This window comes from Sporolactobacillus sp. BBK16-2, from assembly GCF_059878335.1.
Genome location: NZ_CM187611.1, coordinates 3,120,982 through 3,136,359 on the forward strand (window position 1 = coordinate 3,120,982; position 15,378 = coordinate 3,136,359).

A 15,378-nucleotide genomic window follows, 5' to 3' on the forward strand; every position below is an offset into this window, starting at 1 on the left:
TTATTTGTCTTTTTTTATTGCTTCTTCGCAGCGATCCATCCACTTTTGCAAAAATTGATCATGTGGAAGTATGCGCTCTTTCAAATCATCAATAAACATTACGCGCTCATGTCGGCACCAGTTCAGACAAGTCTGGTAGAGATCCATATCAAGATCATCTGTATCCCAATAGACAGGGATCACCGATATTTTTTCCTCACTATAGAGAAACGCACGCGTATGGCCGTCGGTCAGAAACGCTTCTCCCCCGTTTTTCTTAATCGGAAGCGGCGCATTGAAGCGTACATTGAGCGGATCAAATACGCCTTTGAGACGATCAATTTTATCCTGATCTAAGTATAGCTGGCTCGGACGGATTTGGTATAAGTCCATTAAAAATGATTTCATTTCATCAATCTTCTTTCATTTAACAATTTTCAGCGCTTTCTTCCTGATAAAAAGAACATAGACGACAAGTGCGCCAACATCACAGAATAGGATCATCAGCGCCATTGGGAAATAGGTATGGCTGCCTCCTAATCCGACGAGCGGCGAAAAAAGTGCTCCAATTGTATTCATGCCGAGTCCCAGAATCGCTGAGGCGCTTCCGGCCGCCTTCGCCTGGCTTTGCATCGCCAGTGAAAAGGCTGTTGAATTGACGAGACCAACCATTGAAACAACAAGAAAAAGCGGGATCATGATTGCGACAAGGCGCGGCGGTTCGAGCATCAAGCTGGCAAAAAGCGCAATACTGCCAATCGCTGCTATAACTATTCCGGTTCGCATGATTTTCCGTGCGTCTACACGTCCGGCAAGAAGTCCGGCAAGCTGCGACATCAAGACAATACCTAAACCGTTCGTGGCAAAAAATAGACTGAATCCCTGGGGCGATACGTCAAACATATCTTGCAGCACGAAAGAGGATGCCGAAATGTAACAGAACATGGCACCCATCACGAGACCAAGGACAAGCGCGTAACCGACGAACCGGCTGTCTCGGAAAATATGTCCCATTGCCGACATGGTTGTACCAAGCCCGCCTGAAATACGTTTTTCAACAGGGAGCGTTTCGGGAATATAGAATAATGCACTTAAAAACAATAAAAAACCAATCACGCAAAGGACAACGAAAACACCGTGCCAGGACGTAAACCGAAGCACAAAGCCGCCTAATATCGGTGCCAAGATAGGAAAAATACCGTTGACTGCCATCAGCATCGAGAAAAATTTTGTCAACTTTGATCCCGAATACAAATCACGAGCAATCGCTCGTGAAATCACCATACCCGCTGCCCCAGCAATCCCCTGGATCAGTCGCAGAATGACAAGCAAGCCAATCGATGTTGTGATCGCGCAAAGAAAAGAGGTCAGGGTAAATAAAATCAAACCGGAAAGCAGAGGAATCTTTCGTCCGAATTTATCACTGAGCGGCCCAAGAATAAGCTGTCCCGCCGCGAGTCCGATCAGGCATGCAGTGATGCTTAATTGTGCCAGAGATGTTGTCGTTTGCAAATCCCGAGTCAGAGACGGCAATGACGGAAGATACATATCCATTGAAAGCGGACCGAACGCGCCGAGCGCTCCCAGTACGAGTACAAAACGAACATAGCCGCCTTTGCTTTGACGCGTCATTAAATCTGTTTGTGCAGCTTTCACTTTTAAATCAGCCTTTCTCATCTCAAAAAATTCTCTTTTAAAGTGTCTGACGTTATCATAGCAGAAAAAAGATCCGTTTACCTGAAGCTTTGCTCATAAGGACGTTCAGTGCTGTAATCATTAAGTTAAAATTACTGATTAGAAAATCTTAATTAAGGCCCGTCTGTTCAGGGACTCCAAGCATGATATTCATGCATTGAATCGCCGCACCGGATGCCCCCTTGCCCAGATTATCTAATCGGGTCATCAGCACGATCCGGTCTTCATTTCCCAAAACGAATAGATCTGCTCTATTAGTATCGTTGCACCCGGTAATATCAAAGCTGCCATCTTCAAAAAGACCTTCCGTCTCATTAGACATAATGTTCACAAATGGTTCTTCGGAATAATAATTTACTAAAAAGCGGCGGATCTCCTCAGGCGATTTGTACTCGGACAGCTTATTTGTATATAGCGGAATACTGACCGCCAATCCTTTGTAATAGTCACAGATAACCGGAAGTAAAATCGGCTTCTCCTTGAGTCCCGCATATTTCGTCAATTCAGGTAAATGCTTATGATCTAATTGCAGAGCATAAGGTCTTGGAACAGCAAAGAATGGGGCACGTTTCTTATTTTCATAATCTGCAATGACCTTTTTGCCGCCCCCGCTGTACCCTGTAACTGAATAAATAGATACAGGATAATTAGCAGGCACGATTCCCTTACCGACTAAAGGAGCAAGGGCCAGCAACGCTGCGGTCGCATGACAGCCGGGAACACTGACACGTTTGGAATTTCTTATTTTAGCCCGCTGATGTGGGAACAGTTCAGGAATTCCATAAGTCCATTCTTCATCAATTCTGTGTGCTGTACTCGCATCAATGACCTTGGTCTTATCATTTTCGACCATTTTTACTGCTTCCTCGGCAGCTTGATCAGGAAGGCACAAGAAAACGATATCTGCTTCATTCATGCACTTCTTCCGCAACTCCATATCGCGTCTTTCCTCATACGCGATGTTCAGAAGCCGAATATGGTCATGCTTTGACAAATAGTCTCTGATTTTCAAACCTGTGGTCCCATATTGGCCGTCTACATAAACAGAATACATGGTGAGCACTCCTCTCTATTCTATTTAAAAAAAATTCGGATACGCATGACACGTATCCGGTGCTTCAAGTTAAAATAATAAGCTAATTTAGGGGGTAATAAACCTTATGCGTAAGAATACCTTTTATGGTATTCTCAAGGATTATATGAAACAGCCGATCAGAATGATCCATTCTGATGCAGTCTTGTTTCCGCAAGTTTCAATTGTTTCTCAATTTGGTGCGGCGCGGTGCCGCCTTCACTTTCCCGGGCACGCATCACATTTTCAGGGAGCAAAGCCGTAAAGATATCCTCTTCAAAAAGAGGACTGAATTGCTTGTACTCTTCCAGATTAAGATCAAGCAAATACTTTTTATTTTCAATGGCATAAAGGACCATTTTTCCGGTGACTGCATGTGCATCACGGAACGGCAATCCTTTTTTTGCCAAGTAATCTGCAATATCGGTAGCATTTGAATAGTCTTTTTCAACAGCGTGACGCATCCGGTCTTTCTTGACCGTCATCGTTTCAAGGATTGGGGCAAGTAATTTCAGCGCCCCTTCCAACGTTTTTACGGTGTCGAAAATGCCTTCTTTATCTTCCTGCATGTCTTTGTTGTAGGCAAGCGGAAGACCCTTGAGCACGGTCAGCAAGCCGACCAAATGTCCAAACACGCGTCCGGTTTTACCGCGCAGCAGTTCGGATACATCCGGATTTTTCTTCTGCGGCATGATGCTGGAACCTGTGCAAAATGCATCGTCCAATTCAATAAACTGGAATTCCTGGCTGCTCCAAAGCACCATTTCTTCAGACAAGCGTGAGAGATGAACCATGATCAGCGAGCAGTCTGCAAGTGCTTCGACGACAAAGTCACGGTCGCTGACGGCATCCATGCTGTTCGGGTAAACATCATCGAAATCAAGCAGTTCGGCAACGCGACGGCGATTGATCGGAAAGGTTGTTCCCGCCAACGCACCGGCGCCAAGCGGTAAAATGTTAATGCGCTTTACACTGTCCCGCAACCGCCCTTTATCCCGCTCAAACATCCAAAAATAGGCGAGCAAGTGGTGGGCAAAGGAGATCGGCTGCGCACGCTGAAGATGTGTATATCCGGGAAGGATCGTGTCCACATTGATCTTAGCTTGCTCAAGAAGGGCAAATTGCACATCTTCGAGCAAGTCGATCAGAACCTGAGTCTTCTTCCGCATGTACAGATGCATATCCGTTGCGACCTGGTCGTTCCGGCTGCGTCCGGTATGGAGCTTGCCTCCGACCGCGCCGATTTCATCAATGAGCATCTTCTCGATGTTCATGTGAATATCTTCCATGTCTGTCGAAAAATGTGCTTCACCGTTCTCTATCTTTTTCAGAATGGTTCGAAGCCCCTGTTGAATGGTCTTTGCCTCTTCTTCTGTGACAACGCCGCATTCACCGAGCATTTGGACATGTGCTAAACTGCCCTCGATATCTTCTTTCGCTAGTTCTTGATCGTAAGAAATAGACGCGGTGTATTCATCAACCAGTTTATTGGTTGACTTCGTAAACCGGCCGCCCCACAGCTTCGCCATGATCTGCCTCCTTATGCACTTCTGCATTCACTTTGGTCGGGAGTCCCCACAGCTTGATGAAACCTACGGCTGCGTTGTGATCAAAAGCGTCGCCCGTTGTATAGGTCGCTAACTTTTCATTGTACAAGCTGTTTTCCGATGCACGTCCGACGACAACATGATTCCCCTTGAATAATTTCACGCGAACTTTCCCGGTAACGACTTCCTGAGTCTGCTTAACAAAAGCCATCAGTGCTTCCCGGATCGGTGAGTACCAGAGACCGTCATAGATCACTTGAGAAATTTCTTTGTCGATCAACGGCTTGAACTTAGAAACTTCCTTGGTCAGTGTAATGGTTTCAAGCCCCTGATGGGCATTGATCAGAATGAGTGCAGCCGGATTTTCATAAACTTCCCGCGACTTGATGCCTACAAGACGGTTTTCAATATGATCAATTCGTCCGACTCCGTGAAGTCCGCCAAGCGCGTTCAGTTCTTTAATAATTTCAATAAATGGTTTTTTAACTCCGTTTAAAGCAACCGGAAGACCTTTTTCAAATTCGATTTCTACATATTCCGGTACATCCGGAGTTTTTTCGATCGGATTCGTCCAAGCGAACGCTTCTTCAGGTGCTTCGTTCCATGGGTTTTCCAAAACGCCGGCTTCGCACGCGCGTCCCCAAATATTCGCGTCAATCGAGAATGGGTTGTCGAGATCTACCGGAATCGGAATACCATGCTTAGCTGCGTATTTGATTTCCTCGTCACGCGTCATGCCCCATTCACGAACCGGAGCGACGACTTTAAGTGAAGGATCAAGCGCTTGAATGGCTACTTCAAAGCGGACTTGATCGTTTCCTTTTCCGGTGCAGCCATGGGCAACTGCCGTCGCGCCTTCTTTATGTGCTACGTCAACGAGCAACTTGCCGATAAGTGGACGTGAAAGTCCTGAAGAAAGCGGGTAAACGCCCTCGTACAATGCGTTTGCTTGGAGAGCCGGAGCAAGGTATCCTTCAGCAAGCAATTCTTTTGCGTCAACGACATACGATTTGATTGCGCCGACATCCAGTGCCTTTTGCTTCACTTTATCTAGGTCTTTGCCTTCTTCGCCGACATCAATGCTGAGTGCGATAACATCGTAATTGTACTTGTCTTGCAGATACTTAATGCAGACCGAAGTATCAAGACCGCCGGAATATGCTAAAACGATTTTTTCTTTTGCCATTAGTGAACCCTCCTGAGAATGAGTATGTTTTTTATGCGTTCTTTTCCATCAAGCATTTCAGAATTGCTTTATGTGCGTGCAGACGGTTTTCCGCTTCATCAAACACAACGGAATGGGCACCGTCAATCACGCTTTCCGTGACCTCTTCACCGCGGTGAGCAGGCAGACAATGCATGAAGATATGATCCGGTTTTGCTAAAGCGACAAGTGCATCGTCAACTTGGAACCCTTGAAAATCATGCAGTCGCTTTTCCTTTTCATCTTCATCGCCCATGCTCAGCCATGTATCGGTGATCACGACATCGCAGCCTTCAGCCGCCTCTTGAGGCGAATTGGTGAATGCAATGGTGCAACCATTCTTCGCTCCTCTTGCTTTCGCGGCTTCGAGAATCGCCGCATCAGGCTCGTAGCCTTCAGGACTGGCGACCGTCATGTCCATGCTGACTGCCGCGGCGCCTTCCATCAGTGAATGCGCCATATTGTTATAGCCATCGCCGATGAAGCATGCTTTTAAGCCGCCAAGCTTGCCTTTGTGCTCGAAAATGGTCAACAAATCGGCAATGACCTGTGTCGGATGATGCGTATCCGTGAGGCCGTTAATAACCGGAACATCAGCGTTCGCCGCCAATTCCTCAACCACTTCGTGGCCAAACGTACGAATCATAATACCATCGACAAATCGTGACAGCACTTTCGCCGTATCAGCGATCGTTTCGCCTCGACCGATTTGGATATCCTTGCTGCTCAAGTATAGCGCAGAACCGCCGAGGTGGTACATACCTACTTCGAATGCGACGCGCGTCCGAGTCGATGCTTTCTCGAAAATCATTGCAAGCGTCTGTCCTTCTAAGAAATGGTGTGTAACGCCTTGCTTTTGCATTGCCTTCAGAGCAACAGCCGTCTGTAAGAACGTTTTCAGCTCGTCTTCCGTAAATTCGGCAATGGTTAGAAAATCTCTGCCTTGTAATGTTGATGCCGTTTCACTTGTCAAATGAGTCACTTCCCTTTATTCGTCATATAGCTTAAATCTCGATATTCATTCAATGTGTGCACGTCCGGTGAAGGTTCTCCCTTAGCTGATGAGAGCGTCGCTTCAAGCGTATCAACACATGTATACACAGGCACTTGATAGCGCAGCGCGAGTTCTCTGATCTTGAAACCAAAGGACTTCCTGTTGCGCCCCGCCGTCGGAATGTTGAACACGGCAGCAATTTTTCCACTCGCCATTTGAGCAGCCACGTCAGCCTCTTCTTCGTTCACCCTTGTCGCTGGAATACCCGCTTTTGTGTACTCATCCGCCGTGCCCGGTGTTGCCAAAATGTCGAATCCCAATTTTACAAGCTTCTTGATGAGTTTCAAGCTCTCGTCTCTCTGATTTGAAGTGATCGAGCAAAATACTGCTTTCTTCTTCGACATCGCTGAAAACGGATTTGATTTATTCAGATAAACACCTTTCATAAAGGCCTCGGATACAGACTGTCCCAAGCCGAGCTGCTCGCCTGTCGATTTCATTTCCGGACCGAGCACAGGGTCAACACCCTTCAGCTTCGTGAAGGAAAATACAGGCGCTTTTACTGCATAAAAGCCCGGGCGAGGACAGTAGCCGTCATTGAGATTTTGTTCCGGCAGGCTTTTTCCGAGCTGAACGCCTACCGCCTTTTCAACCATTGACATTCCCGTTACTTTGCTGATGATTGGAACTGTTCGCGAAGCACGCGGGTTCACCTCGAGAACAAACACCTTTCCGGAGGCAATCACAAACTGAATGTTGATCAAACCCTTCACATTCAAGGCGCGGCATATTTTGCGCGTATCCTCTTCAATCTCATCCTTTGCTGCTTGATCAAGACTGAACGATGGAAATACAGCAATGCTGTCACCTGAATGAACGCCTGCACGTTCAATGTGCTGAAAGATGCCCGGAATTGCGGTCACATCTCCGTCGCTGATCGCATCCACCTCGCATTCAATACCCGGCATGTAGCGGTCAACTAGTAAAGGAAAAGATTGATCATTCAGATTTCGTTCACTGTTTATATAGGCATCAAGTTCTTCAGGATGATGGAATAAGAACATCGATTGACCGCCAATGACGTAGGACGGACGAACAAGAATCGGATAACCGAGTTTCTCTCCTGCGACCGGCAAATCTTCAAGACAATGAACGGTACGGCCTTGAATATGTGGAATACCAAGCGAGTGCAGAAGCTCATAAAATTGTTCACGATCTTCAACTCGATCAATGCTCTCGGTGGACGTGCCGAGCACCTTGATTCCTGCTTGTTCCAGTGCCTTTGCTACATTCACTGCCGTCTGTCCGCCGAATTGAACGAGCGCGCCTTGAACCTTTTCCTTCTCCGCAACATGCAAAATATCTTCAATTGCCAACGGCTCGAAGTATAACCGATCGGCGATGGAATAATCGGTGCTGACGGTTTCAGGGTTGTTGTTAATCACAATGGCTTCAAAACCGTTCTTCTTCACTGCCATTGTCGCCTGAACGGAACAATAATCGAACTCAATCCCCTGTCCGATACGAATCGGACCCGAACCGATGATTAGAATTTTCGGCTTATCACTTGCAGGTGCCTCATCAGCACCAAACCAAGTCGAATAATAATAAGGCGTTTGGGCTTCGAATTCCCCCGCACACGTATCAACAAGATGATAGGAAGGAGCGAGACCGGCGGCACGAACGCGAGCATCGATGTCGTTCAGAGAGCTATTGAGCAGTTGAGCCAGCCGCTGATTACCAATATTCATCCATTTCGCATGTTCGATTTGTGCATCGGATAACTCCGCTAAGCTTTTTCCTTTGATCATTTTCTCAAAGGCAACAATTCCAAAGATTGCGTTGAGAAACCAATAATCAATTTCGGTTGCCTGATGAACGTCCGCAACCGTACGCCCTCTTCGAAACAGTTCACTGATTGCGAACAGACGCAAATCGGTCGTATTTTTCAAATGATCTTCCAGAACATCGTCCGGCTGTGCAGCGAGCATCTTGCTTTCAAGTCCGGTAAAGCCCATTTCCATGGAACGAACGCCCTTATTCAGCGCGCCTTCAAAGGTGCGGTCAATAGCCATGACTTCTCCGGTCGCTTTCATCTGTGTTCCAAGACTCCGGTCAGCTTCCGTAAATTTATCGAATGGAAAACGTGGAATTTTAACGACTATATAATCAATTGCCGGTTCAAAGGATGCATAGGTCGTACCCGTAATCGGATTTAAAATTTCATCAAGACAGAAACCGATCGCACATTTGGCGGCGACACGGGCGATCGGATAACCGGTCGCTTTGGACGCAAGCGCTGATGAACGGCTCACACGCGGATTAACTTCAATAATGGCATATTCATCTGATGCCGGGTTGAGTGCGAACTGAATGTTGCACCCTCCGACAATCTTCAAAGCACGAATGATTTTTAACGATGCGTTGCGGAGCATTTGGTACTGCACATCAGACAAGGTCTGCGAAGGTGCTACTACAATACTGTCTCCGGTATGCACACCCACGGGATCCATGTTTTCCATGTTGCAAACGATAATGCATGTATCGTTTGCGTCACGCATGACCTCATACTCAATTTCTTTCCAACCCTTGATGCTTTTCTCGATCAGGACTTCGTGAATCGGACTGAGCTTTAACCCTCGATGGAGGACCAAATTTAATTCTTTTTCGTTGTAGGCAAAGCCTCCGCCGGATCCGCCGAGGGTATAGGCCGGCCGAATGATGACCGGATATCCGACTTCCTTTATAAAGGCTAAACCATCTTCATAAGAGCGAATAATTTTGGAATCGGGAATCGGTTCCTTGATTTCAAGCATCAGATCCTTGAATAACTCCCGATCCTCTCCATGCTGAATTGAATCAACGGATGTACCAAGAAGCTCAACACCATATTTTTCCAGAACTCCTTGCTCATAAAGAGCAACAGCAAGGTTTAGACCGGTTTGTCCGCCCAGTGTGCCAATGATCCCGTCAGGGCGTTCTTTTATAAGAATTTTTTCTATTGTTTCAATGGTTAAAGGCTCGATATAGGTTCGGTCGGCAATCTGGTCGTCGGTCATGATCGTCGCCGGATTATTGTTAATGAGGACAACCTCAATGCCCTCTTCTTTGAGAGCAAGGCAGGCCTGCGTACCGGCATAATCGAATTCAGCCGCCTGACCAATCACGATCGGGCCGGAACCTATGACAAGCACTTTTTTAATGTCAGTACGTAACGGCATGAGTCACTTCACCTTTGTTCTGTTTAATCATATTCATAAAGTTCAAGAAAATCGGATGTGTATCGTCCGGACCCGGATGGGCTTCCGGATGAAATTGAACCGTTTCAATCGGAAGGTCATTATGGCTTAATCCTTCTACTGATTGATCGTTTACATTAAGATAGCTGATCGAAAATTGTTCCGTATCGATGCTGTCTTTTTCAACCACATAACTATGATTTTGCGAGGTCATCCACACTTTTCCGGTGGTTAATTCTTTGACCGGATGGTTGGCACCGCGATGACCGAAAAGCAATTTGCCAGTTTTCGCTCCGTAAGCAAGTGCAATCAGCTGATGACCAAGGCAGATGCCCAAAGTCGGATAGGCAGATGCTATTTTTTTAATTTCGCCGAACAGCGGCTGCAGCTGGATCGGGTCCCCAGGGCCGTTGCTGAGCATGACACCATCGGGATGCAACGCAGCAACAGCGTCTGAGTTGGTGTTATAAGGAACAACCGTTACCTTGCAGCCTTCATCGAGCAGTGCCTTCAGCATTGACTTCTTATATCCATAATCAATCAGAACAACATGTGGCCCTTTTCCCTCATAGGTGGTCATTGTCTTAGCAGAAACCTTGGCAACCATATCCTGATCCAGAGGTTGACTCCAATCGATCAGTGAAAAATCAGGAGAATCGCTGATGATCGCCTTCATCGTACCGCTCTTGCGCACTGCCTTGACAACAGCACGCGTGTCTATGTTGGCAAGACCCGGCACATCTGACTGCTTTAACCATTGATCTACCGTTTTAATTGATTGATAATGACTTGGCAGTTCGCAAAGATTACTGAAAAGCACGCCTTGCATTTGAATCTTGGCGTTTTCATTATCTTTCGCATTGACCCCGTAATTCCCAATCAGAGGATAGCAAAAGGTCATGATTTGACCTGCATAAGACGGATCGGTCATGATTTCCTGGTATCCGGTCATGCTGGTGTTGAAGACAAGTTCGCCCATCACTGAGGAAGGAGCGCCAACGCGCACGCCTGAGAATAATTGGCCCGACTCCAGAAGCAAGTATCCTTTTTTCATCATCAGCAGCCTCCTAATTATTTTTCCTTTAATACATCGTCAAGTGCTGCAATAAATGTATCAATTTCTGTTTCATTCGTGACGAGCGGAGGCAAAATGCGCAGCACATGCTTGCCGGCTGTCAAGATCAGCACTTGGTGTTTTTCTCTCAATTGGTTGACAATGTCAATAGCGGGTGCCGTGGTCTCAACACCGATTAACAATCCCAGGCCTCGAACATCGATTAATTGATTTGCGTATTTTTCTTTAAGGTCGTTCAATTTTTGATTTAAATAATCTGCATTCTTCACACATTGCGCAATCACATTTTGTTTTTCAAATGCTTCAATGGTAGCTACCCCTGCTGCGGTCGAGAACGGATTGCCTCCGAATGTCGATCCATGAGTTCCCGGTGTCAGCAATTGGGAAATATGTTTTTTTGCTAGGAAAGCGCCGATTGGGATCCCAGAACCAAGTGCTTTGGCTACTGTCAGAATGTCCGGTTCAATGCCATATTGCTCATAAGCAAAAAGCGTACCGGTTCTGCCCATGCCCGACTGTACTTCATCGACAATCATTGGGATACCTTTTTCCTTGCACACAGATGCGAGCTTCTGCACCCAAACTTTATCTGCGGGAATCACTCCGCCTTCGCCTTGAACCATTTCCAGCATGACAGCAATACATTCTTCATCAGCTGCGATAGCCTCGATATCTGCTGCATCATTATAAGGAAGGTATTTAAATCCGGGAACAAGAGAGCCAAAACCGTTGTGTATTTTTTCCTGTGCCGTTGCTGCCATTGTTGCGAGTGTCCTGCCGTGGAAGGAATGATCAAAGGTAACAATATGCCCCTCCGGTTTATGCAGGACTAAGTTCGCGTACCGGCGCGCCAATTTAATGGCTCCTTCGTTCGCTTCTGCCCCGCTGTTCCCAAAGAAAACTTGATCACAGCATGTGAGATCCGTCAGCATTTTCGCAAGCTTCTCTTGTGGTCCAATATGATACAAATTGGAACAATGCCAAAGGGTATCGAGTTGCTTTTTCAAAGCTGCTTCTACTGAATCCGGTACATGACCAAGTGCTAGTACTGCGATACCGGCTGTAAAATCCAAGTATTTTGTTCCTTCACTGTCCCAAACATAACTGCCCTTGCCTTTTTCAATAGTTATTGGAAAGCGTCCGTATGCAGCCATAACCGGCGCGATTGTTTCTTCTGATTTTGTGTTAAGCATGGAGTACTTCCTCCTCAAGGAAAATTTTTGTCCCGACTTCAATGCCCTTAGTATAATCAACCAGACATTCCGGCATCATACCGTTCACAATGACAACTTCCTGAACGTTTTTCTTTAAACTGTCCACTGCTGCCTTCGCTTTTGGAATCATGCCGCCGCTGATTTTCTTCAGTTCAATCAACCGTTCAATTTCCAGATCGGAGACCTGCTTCAGCCGTGTCAGTTCTCCATCCTTTTCAACAAGAATCCCAGGAACATCACTGATGAAGCACAATTTTCCATTAAGTGTCGCAGCAATGGCCGCAGCCGCTTGATCAGCGTTGATATTGTAATGCTGTCCCTTATCGTCCATGGATATAGGAGAGATGACAGGAATATAACCTTGACCGCACAAATTGGTAATCACGGACGGATCAACAGCCGTAATTTCACCGACATAGCCGAGTTTGGAAAGTGCAAGCGGCTTTGCATGAAACAATCCGCCATCAATGCCGCTTAGTCCAAATGCCTTACCGCCGGACGCGCTGATCTTGGAAACAATTTGTTTATTCATCGTCCCGCTGAGCACCATCTCCGCTACGTCAAGCACTTCCTGAGTTGTCACACGAAGCCCGTGGTGAAAAACAGTCGGAATAGCCATTTTCTCCAGCATCTGTGAAATTGCCGGACCGCCGCCATGTACGATGACCGGCAGCCACTCGCCTTCTGCCTGAATCGCCTGTATGCTGTTAAAAAAGGCCGGAGTCAGTTTATCAAAGACGCTTCCTCCACATTTAATCACCAGATAACGGTTCATTGTTGTCCTCCTGACATCATCTTTTTCTCACGAACGATAAGAAGCGTTTATTTTCACGTAGTCATAAGTTAAATCACAGCCCCAGGCAACCGCGTGACCGTTCCCCTCGCCAAGGATTGTTTTAATCACAATGGTGTTACCATCTAAATAGTTCTTTGCTTTTTCCTCATCAAAGTCAATCGGAACACCATTCTTAAAGAGAGTTATGTCGCCAAGCGCCATTGACACTTTACTTGGATCGAAGCGTTCTCCGCTGTATCCCATGGCACAAACAACTCTGCCCCAATTCGCATCACTTCCGAATACCGCTGTCTTTACAAGGCTCGAACCGACAATTGATTTACTGATCACTTCAGCGGAATGATCATCTTTAGCTCCGCTCACTTGAACTTCGATCAGCTTTGTCGCTCCCTCGCCATCGCCGGCAATGAACTTTGCAAGACCTTGACAGACAATTTCCAGTCCATTCAAGAAGGTTTGCCATTCCGGATGCTGCTCACTCAACAACTGATTTTCAGCTTGCCCATTTGCCAGAAGCAGGACCATATCGTTGGTACTTGTATCACCGTCGACGGTAATGCAATTGAATGATTTATTAATCACTGATTTCAGCGCAAGACTGAGAGAATCAGGAGCAACAGCGGCATCTGTTGTGACAAATCCGAGCATTGTCGCCATGTTCGGGTGTATCATGCCTGAACCCTTGCACGCGCCGCCGATGGTTACTGTTTTGCCATCAATTTCGACTTGAACAGCCAGATGCTTCGGCTTCGTATCCGTCGTGAGAATCGCTTCTTCAAAAGGTGCCTTCACATCATCGAGTTCAATGGCCGCAATGCCTTTTTCCATCTTTTCCATCGGAAGCTGCATGCCGATAACACCTGTTGAAGCAACACCTACGAGGTGATCGGCGATGCTTAGGTGCTCCGCCATCCACTTTCTTGTTGTATAAGCATTGTCAGTGCCTTCTTGGCCTGTGCATGAGTTCGCACTCACCGTATTCACTAAAATCGCCTGAAGTTTCTTTTCTTCAGCAATACTATCCTGTGTCACTTGCAGTGGTGCTGCTTGAAACACGTTCGTCGTATAAACCCCTGCCGCGGAGGCCGGAGTCTCTGAATAAATCCAACCCATATCCGGCCTGCCGATTCGGAGTCCGATATTCTGTCCTCCAGCAAGAAAGCCCTTGGGCGACCCGACACTGCCGTTTTCTATAGGAATAATTGCTGTTTGATTATATGTTTTTTCCACTAATCTCGCCCTCTCACGGATAGATCGGAGTGAACCCTAGTCCTGTCTGTTCATCCCAGCCCTTGATAATATTCAAATTCTGGACCGCCTGACCGGCTGCGCCCTTGACGACATTGTCGATGACGGAAACAATGGTGAGTCGCCTCGTCCTGCCATCGACATGTAATCCAATGTCGCAATAATTTGAGCCGAGTACTTCTTTTGTAGCCGGCCAAGTTCCAATGGGCCTGATCCGAACAAAAGGCGATTTTTCGTAATAATTTTCGTAGTGTTCCAGCAGCTCTCGTGTTGAGAAGCCTTGTTTCAAGTTCGCATACGTCGTGCACATCAATCCGCGTGTCATCGGAATCAGATGAGTGGTAAAAGTTATTGCGGTCTGTTCTCCGCTCTCCTGCGCGATCATCTGTTCAATTTCCGGTGTGTGCTGGTGCTGACCCAGCTTGTAAGCCCTCACGTTCTCATTGACTTCGCAAAACAAATTGCCAAGCGCCGCTTTCTTTCCCGATCCGGAAACTCCTGATTTTCCGTCAATAATAATGGATGTCAAATCGATCACATCATTTTTCAGCACCGGTGCAAGGCCAAGCAACGCAGCAGTTGGATAGCATCCGGGATTTGAAATGAAGGTTGCGCCCTCGATCTGCCTTCGGTTAATCTCCGCCAGTCCATACACTGCGTCATTCAGCAATGTCTGATCAGCAGGATCCAAATGATACCATTCCGCATAGTCCTGCGGATTTTTCAAGCGATAATCGCCGGAAAGATCGATACAGATCAGACCGCGTTTCAAGCATTCGGGAAGCAGATCTTTGCTGATGCCGGCGGGCGTTGCAAAGAAAACAGCATCAACCCTGGCCGCCAACTCATCCGCATCAAAATCCTCCAATGTTCTTTCAATAATACCGTCAAGATGAGGATAGATGCTCTGGATATCCGTGCCCGCGGTTGTATGCGCAACCAGCATCTCCAATTTGATTTGCGGATGATTCAGAAGCAAACGGATCAATTCAACGCCGCTGTACCCGTTCGCCCCAACAATACCTGCCTTCACCTGAAAGCCTCCAATAATTTGTTATATTTTCGTTCGGTGTCTCATTAACACTTCAGATAGTTAAATCAAAAGAGTAGTACTGATCCCCAAAAGATGTTTTCTGCGGAAAATTAAAAACGCCCGCCTCTTTTCATTTGAAAAGAGACGAGCGTTGATCACTATGCCCGCGGTACCACTCTGATTATTCCCAAATTAAAATGTTCAAAAAAGGGAATCTGCTTGAGACTCTGTAACGGGAGTTCCCGGACAATCCTACCTGTGATTCAGACCGTCATCTCCGAA

General features: G+C 46.7%; 12 protein-coding genes and 1 other annotated feature (1 of these 13 only partly in view). All 12 genes read right to left on the bottom strand.

The genetic code is table 11. The features are described 5' to 3' along the window. The 12 genes from AC6F33_RS15535 to argC (AC6F33_RS15590) all read right to left on the bottom strand — a co-directional run bounded on the left by AC6F33_RS15535 (position 1) and on the right by argC (AC6F33_RS15590) (position 15,096). Positions 1-387 (bottom strand): hypothetical protein, encoded by a 387-nt coding sequence (locus AC6F33_RS15535; protein ID WP_255749013.1) that lies wholly within the window; start codon positions 385-387, stop codon positions 1-3. Positions 388-402: 15 nt separating this feature from the next. Beyond that, positions 403-1,656: a multidrug effflux MFS transporter gene (locus tag AC6F33_RS15540; protein ID WP_255749011.1), complete on the bottom strand. Its 1,254-nt coding sequence runs from the start codon at positions 1,654-1,656 to the stop codon at positions 403-405. A gap of 127 nt (positions 1,657-1,783) precedes the next feature. After that, positions 1,784-2,728, bottom strand: coding sequence for an N-acetyl-gamma-glutamyl-phosphate reductase (gene argC / locus AC6F33_RS15545; RefSeq protein ID WP_255749010.1), 945 nt, complete (start codon positions 2,726-2,728; stop codon positions 1,784-1,786). Positions 2,729-2,886: 158 nt separating this feature from the next. Beyond that, positions 2,887-4,275: an argininosuccinate lyase gene (gene argH / locus AC6F33_RS15550; RefSeq protein ID WP_255749009.1), complete on the bottom strand. Its 1,389-nt coding sequence runs from the start codon at positions 4,273-4,275 to the stop codon at positions 2,887-2,889. Then, a complete protein-coding gene (locus tag AC6F33_RS15555; RefSeq protein WP_255749008.1) occupies positions 4,232-5,479 on the bottom strand; it encodes an argininosuccinate synthase in 1,248 nt (415 codons plus the stop codon). The genes argH and AC6F33_RS15555 overlap by 44 nt, the downstream gene beginning before the upstream one ends. A 31-nt stretch (positions 5,480-5,510) precedes the next feature. Beyond that, positions 5,511-6,470 carry an ornithine carbamoyltransferase gene (gene argF, locus AC6F33_RS15560; protein ID WP_255749007.1) on the bottom strand — a complete coding sequence of 320 codons (960 nt, stop codon included), beginning with the start codon at positions 6,468-6,470 and terminating at the stop codon, positions 5,511-5,513. A gap of 5 nt (positions 6,471-6,475) precedes the next feature. Next, on the bottom strand, positions 6,476-9,712 hold the full coding sequence (gene carB / locus AC6F33_RS15565) for a carbamoyl-phosphate synthase (glutamine-hydrolyzing) large subunit (protein WP_500777413.1): 3,237 nt from the start codon (positions 9,710-9,712) through the stop codon (positions 6,476-6,478). Next, positions 9,696-10,784, bottom strand: a complete 1,089-nt coding sequence (locus AC6F33_RS15570) for a carbamoyl phosphate synthase small subunit (RefSeq protein WP_255749058.1) — start codon at positions 10,782-10,784, stop codon at positions 9,696-9,698. The genes carB and AC6F33_RS15570 overlap by 17 nt, the downstream gene beginning before the upstream one ends. Before the next feature lie 17 nt (positions 10,785-10,801). Further along, a complete protein-coding gene (locus AC6F33_RS15575; protein ID WP_255749004.1) occupies positions 10,802-11,998 on the bottom strand; it encodes an aspartate aminotransferase family protein in 1,197 nt (398 codons plus the stop codon). Then, positions 11,991-12,794: an acetylglutamate kinase gene (argB, locus tag AC6F33_RS15580; RefSeq protein WP_255749003.1), complete on the bottom strand. Its 804-nt coding sequence runs from the start codon at positions 12,792-12,794 to the stop codon at positions 11,991-11,993. The genes AC6F33_RS15575 and argB overlap by 8 nt, the downstream gene beginning before the upstream one ends. Before the next feature lie 27 nt (positions 12,795-12,821). Further along, positions 12,822-14,045, bottom strand: a complete 1,224-nt coding sequence (gene argJ / locus AC6F33_RS15585) for a bifunctional ornithine acetyltransferase/N-acetylglutamate synthase (protein ID WP_255749002.1) — start codon at positions 14,043-14,045, stop codon at positions 12,822-12,824. A gap of 13 nt (positions 14,046-14,058) precedes the next feature. Then, on the bottom strand, positions 14,059-15,096 hold the full coding sequence (gene argC / locus AC6F33_RS15590; protein WP_255749001.1) for an N-acetyl-gamma-glutamyl-phosphate reductase: 1,038 nt from the start codon (positions 15,094-15,096) through the stop codon (positions 14,059-14,061). 137 nt (positions 15,097-15,233) lie between these two features. Continuing rightward, positions 15,234-15,378, bottom strand: a binding site (T-box leader); it runs 91 nt beyond the window's last position.

Excerpts from the sequence above, each read along its gene's own strand:
- AC6F33_RS15535 (WP_255749013.1), bottom strand. The coding sequence starts at position 387 with ATGAAATCATTTTTAATGGACTTATACCAAATCCGTCCGAGCCAGCTA.
- AC6F33_RS15540 (WP_255749011.1), bottom strand. The coding sequence starts at position 1,656 with ATGAGAAAGGCTGATTTAAAAGTGAAAGCTGCACAAACAGATTTAATG.
- argC (WP_255749010.1), bottom strand. The coding sequence starts at position 2,728 with ATGTATTCTGTTTATGTAGACGGCCAATATGGGACCACAGGTTTGAAA.
- argH (WP_255749009.1), bottom strand. The coding sequence starts at position 4,275 with ATGGCGAAGCTGTGGGGCGGCCGGTTTACGAAGTCAACCAATAAACTG.
- AC6F33_RS15555 (WP_255749008.1), bottom strand. The coding sequence starts at position 5,479 with ATGGCAAAAGAAAAAATCGTTTTAGCATATTCCGGCGGTCTTGATACT.
- carB (WP_500777413.1), bottom strand. The coding sequence starts at position 9,712 with ATGCCGTTACGTACTGACATTAAAAAAGTGCTTGTCATAGGTTCCGGC.
- AC6F33_RS15570 (WP_255749058.1), bottom strand. The coding sequence starts at position 10,784 with ATGAAAAAAGGATACTTGCTTCTGGAGTCGGGCCAATTATTCTCAGGC.
- AC6F33_RS15575 (WP_255749004.1), bottom strand. The coding sequence starts at position 11,998 with ATGCTTAACACAAAATCAGAAGAAACAATCGCGCCGGTTATGGCTGCA.
- argB (WP_255749003.1), bottom strand. The coding sequence starts at position 12,794 with ATGAACCGTTATCTGGTGATTAAATGTGGAGGAAGCGTCTTTGATAAA.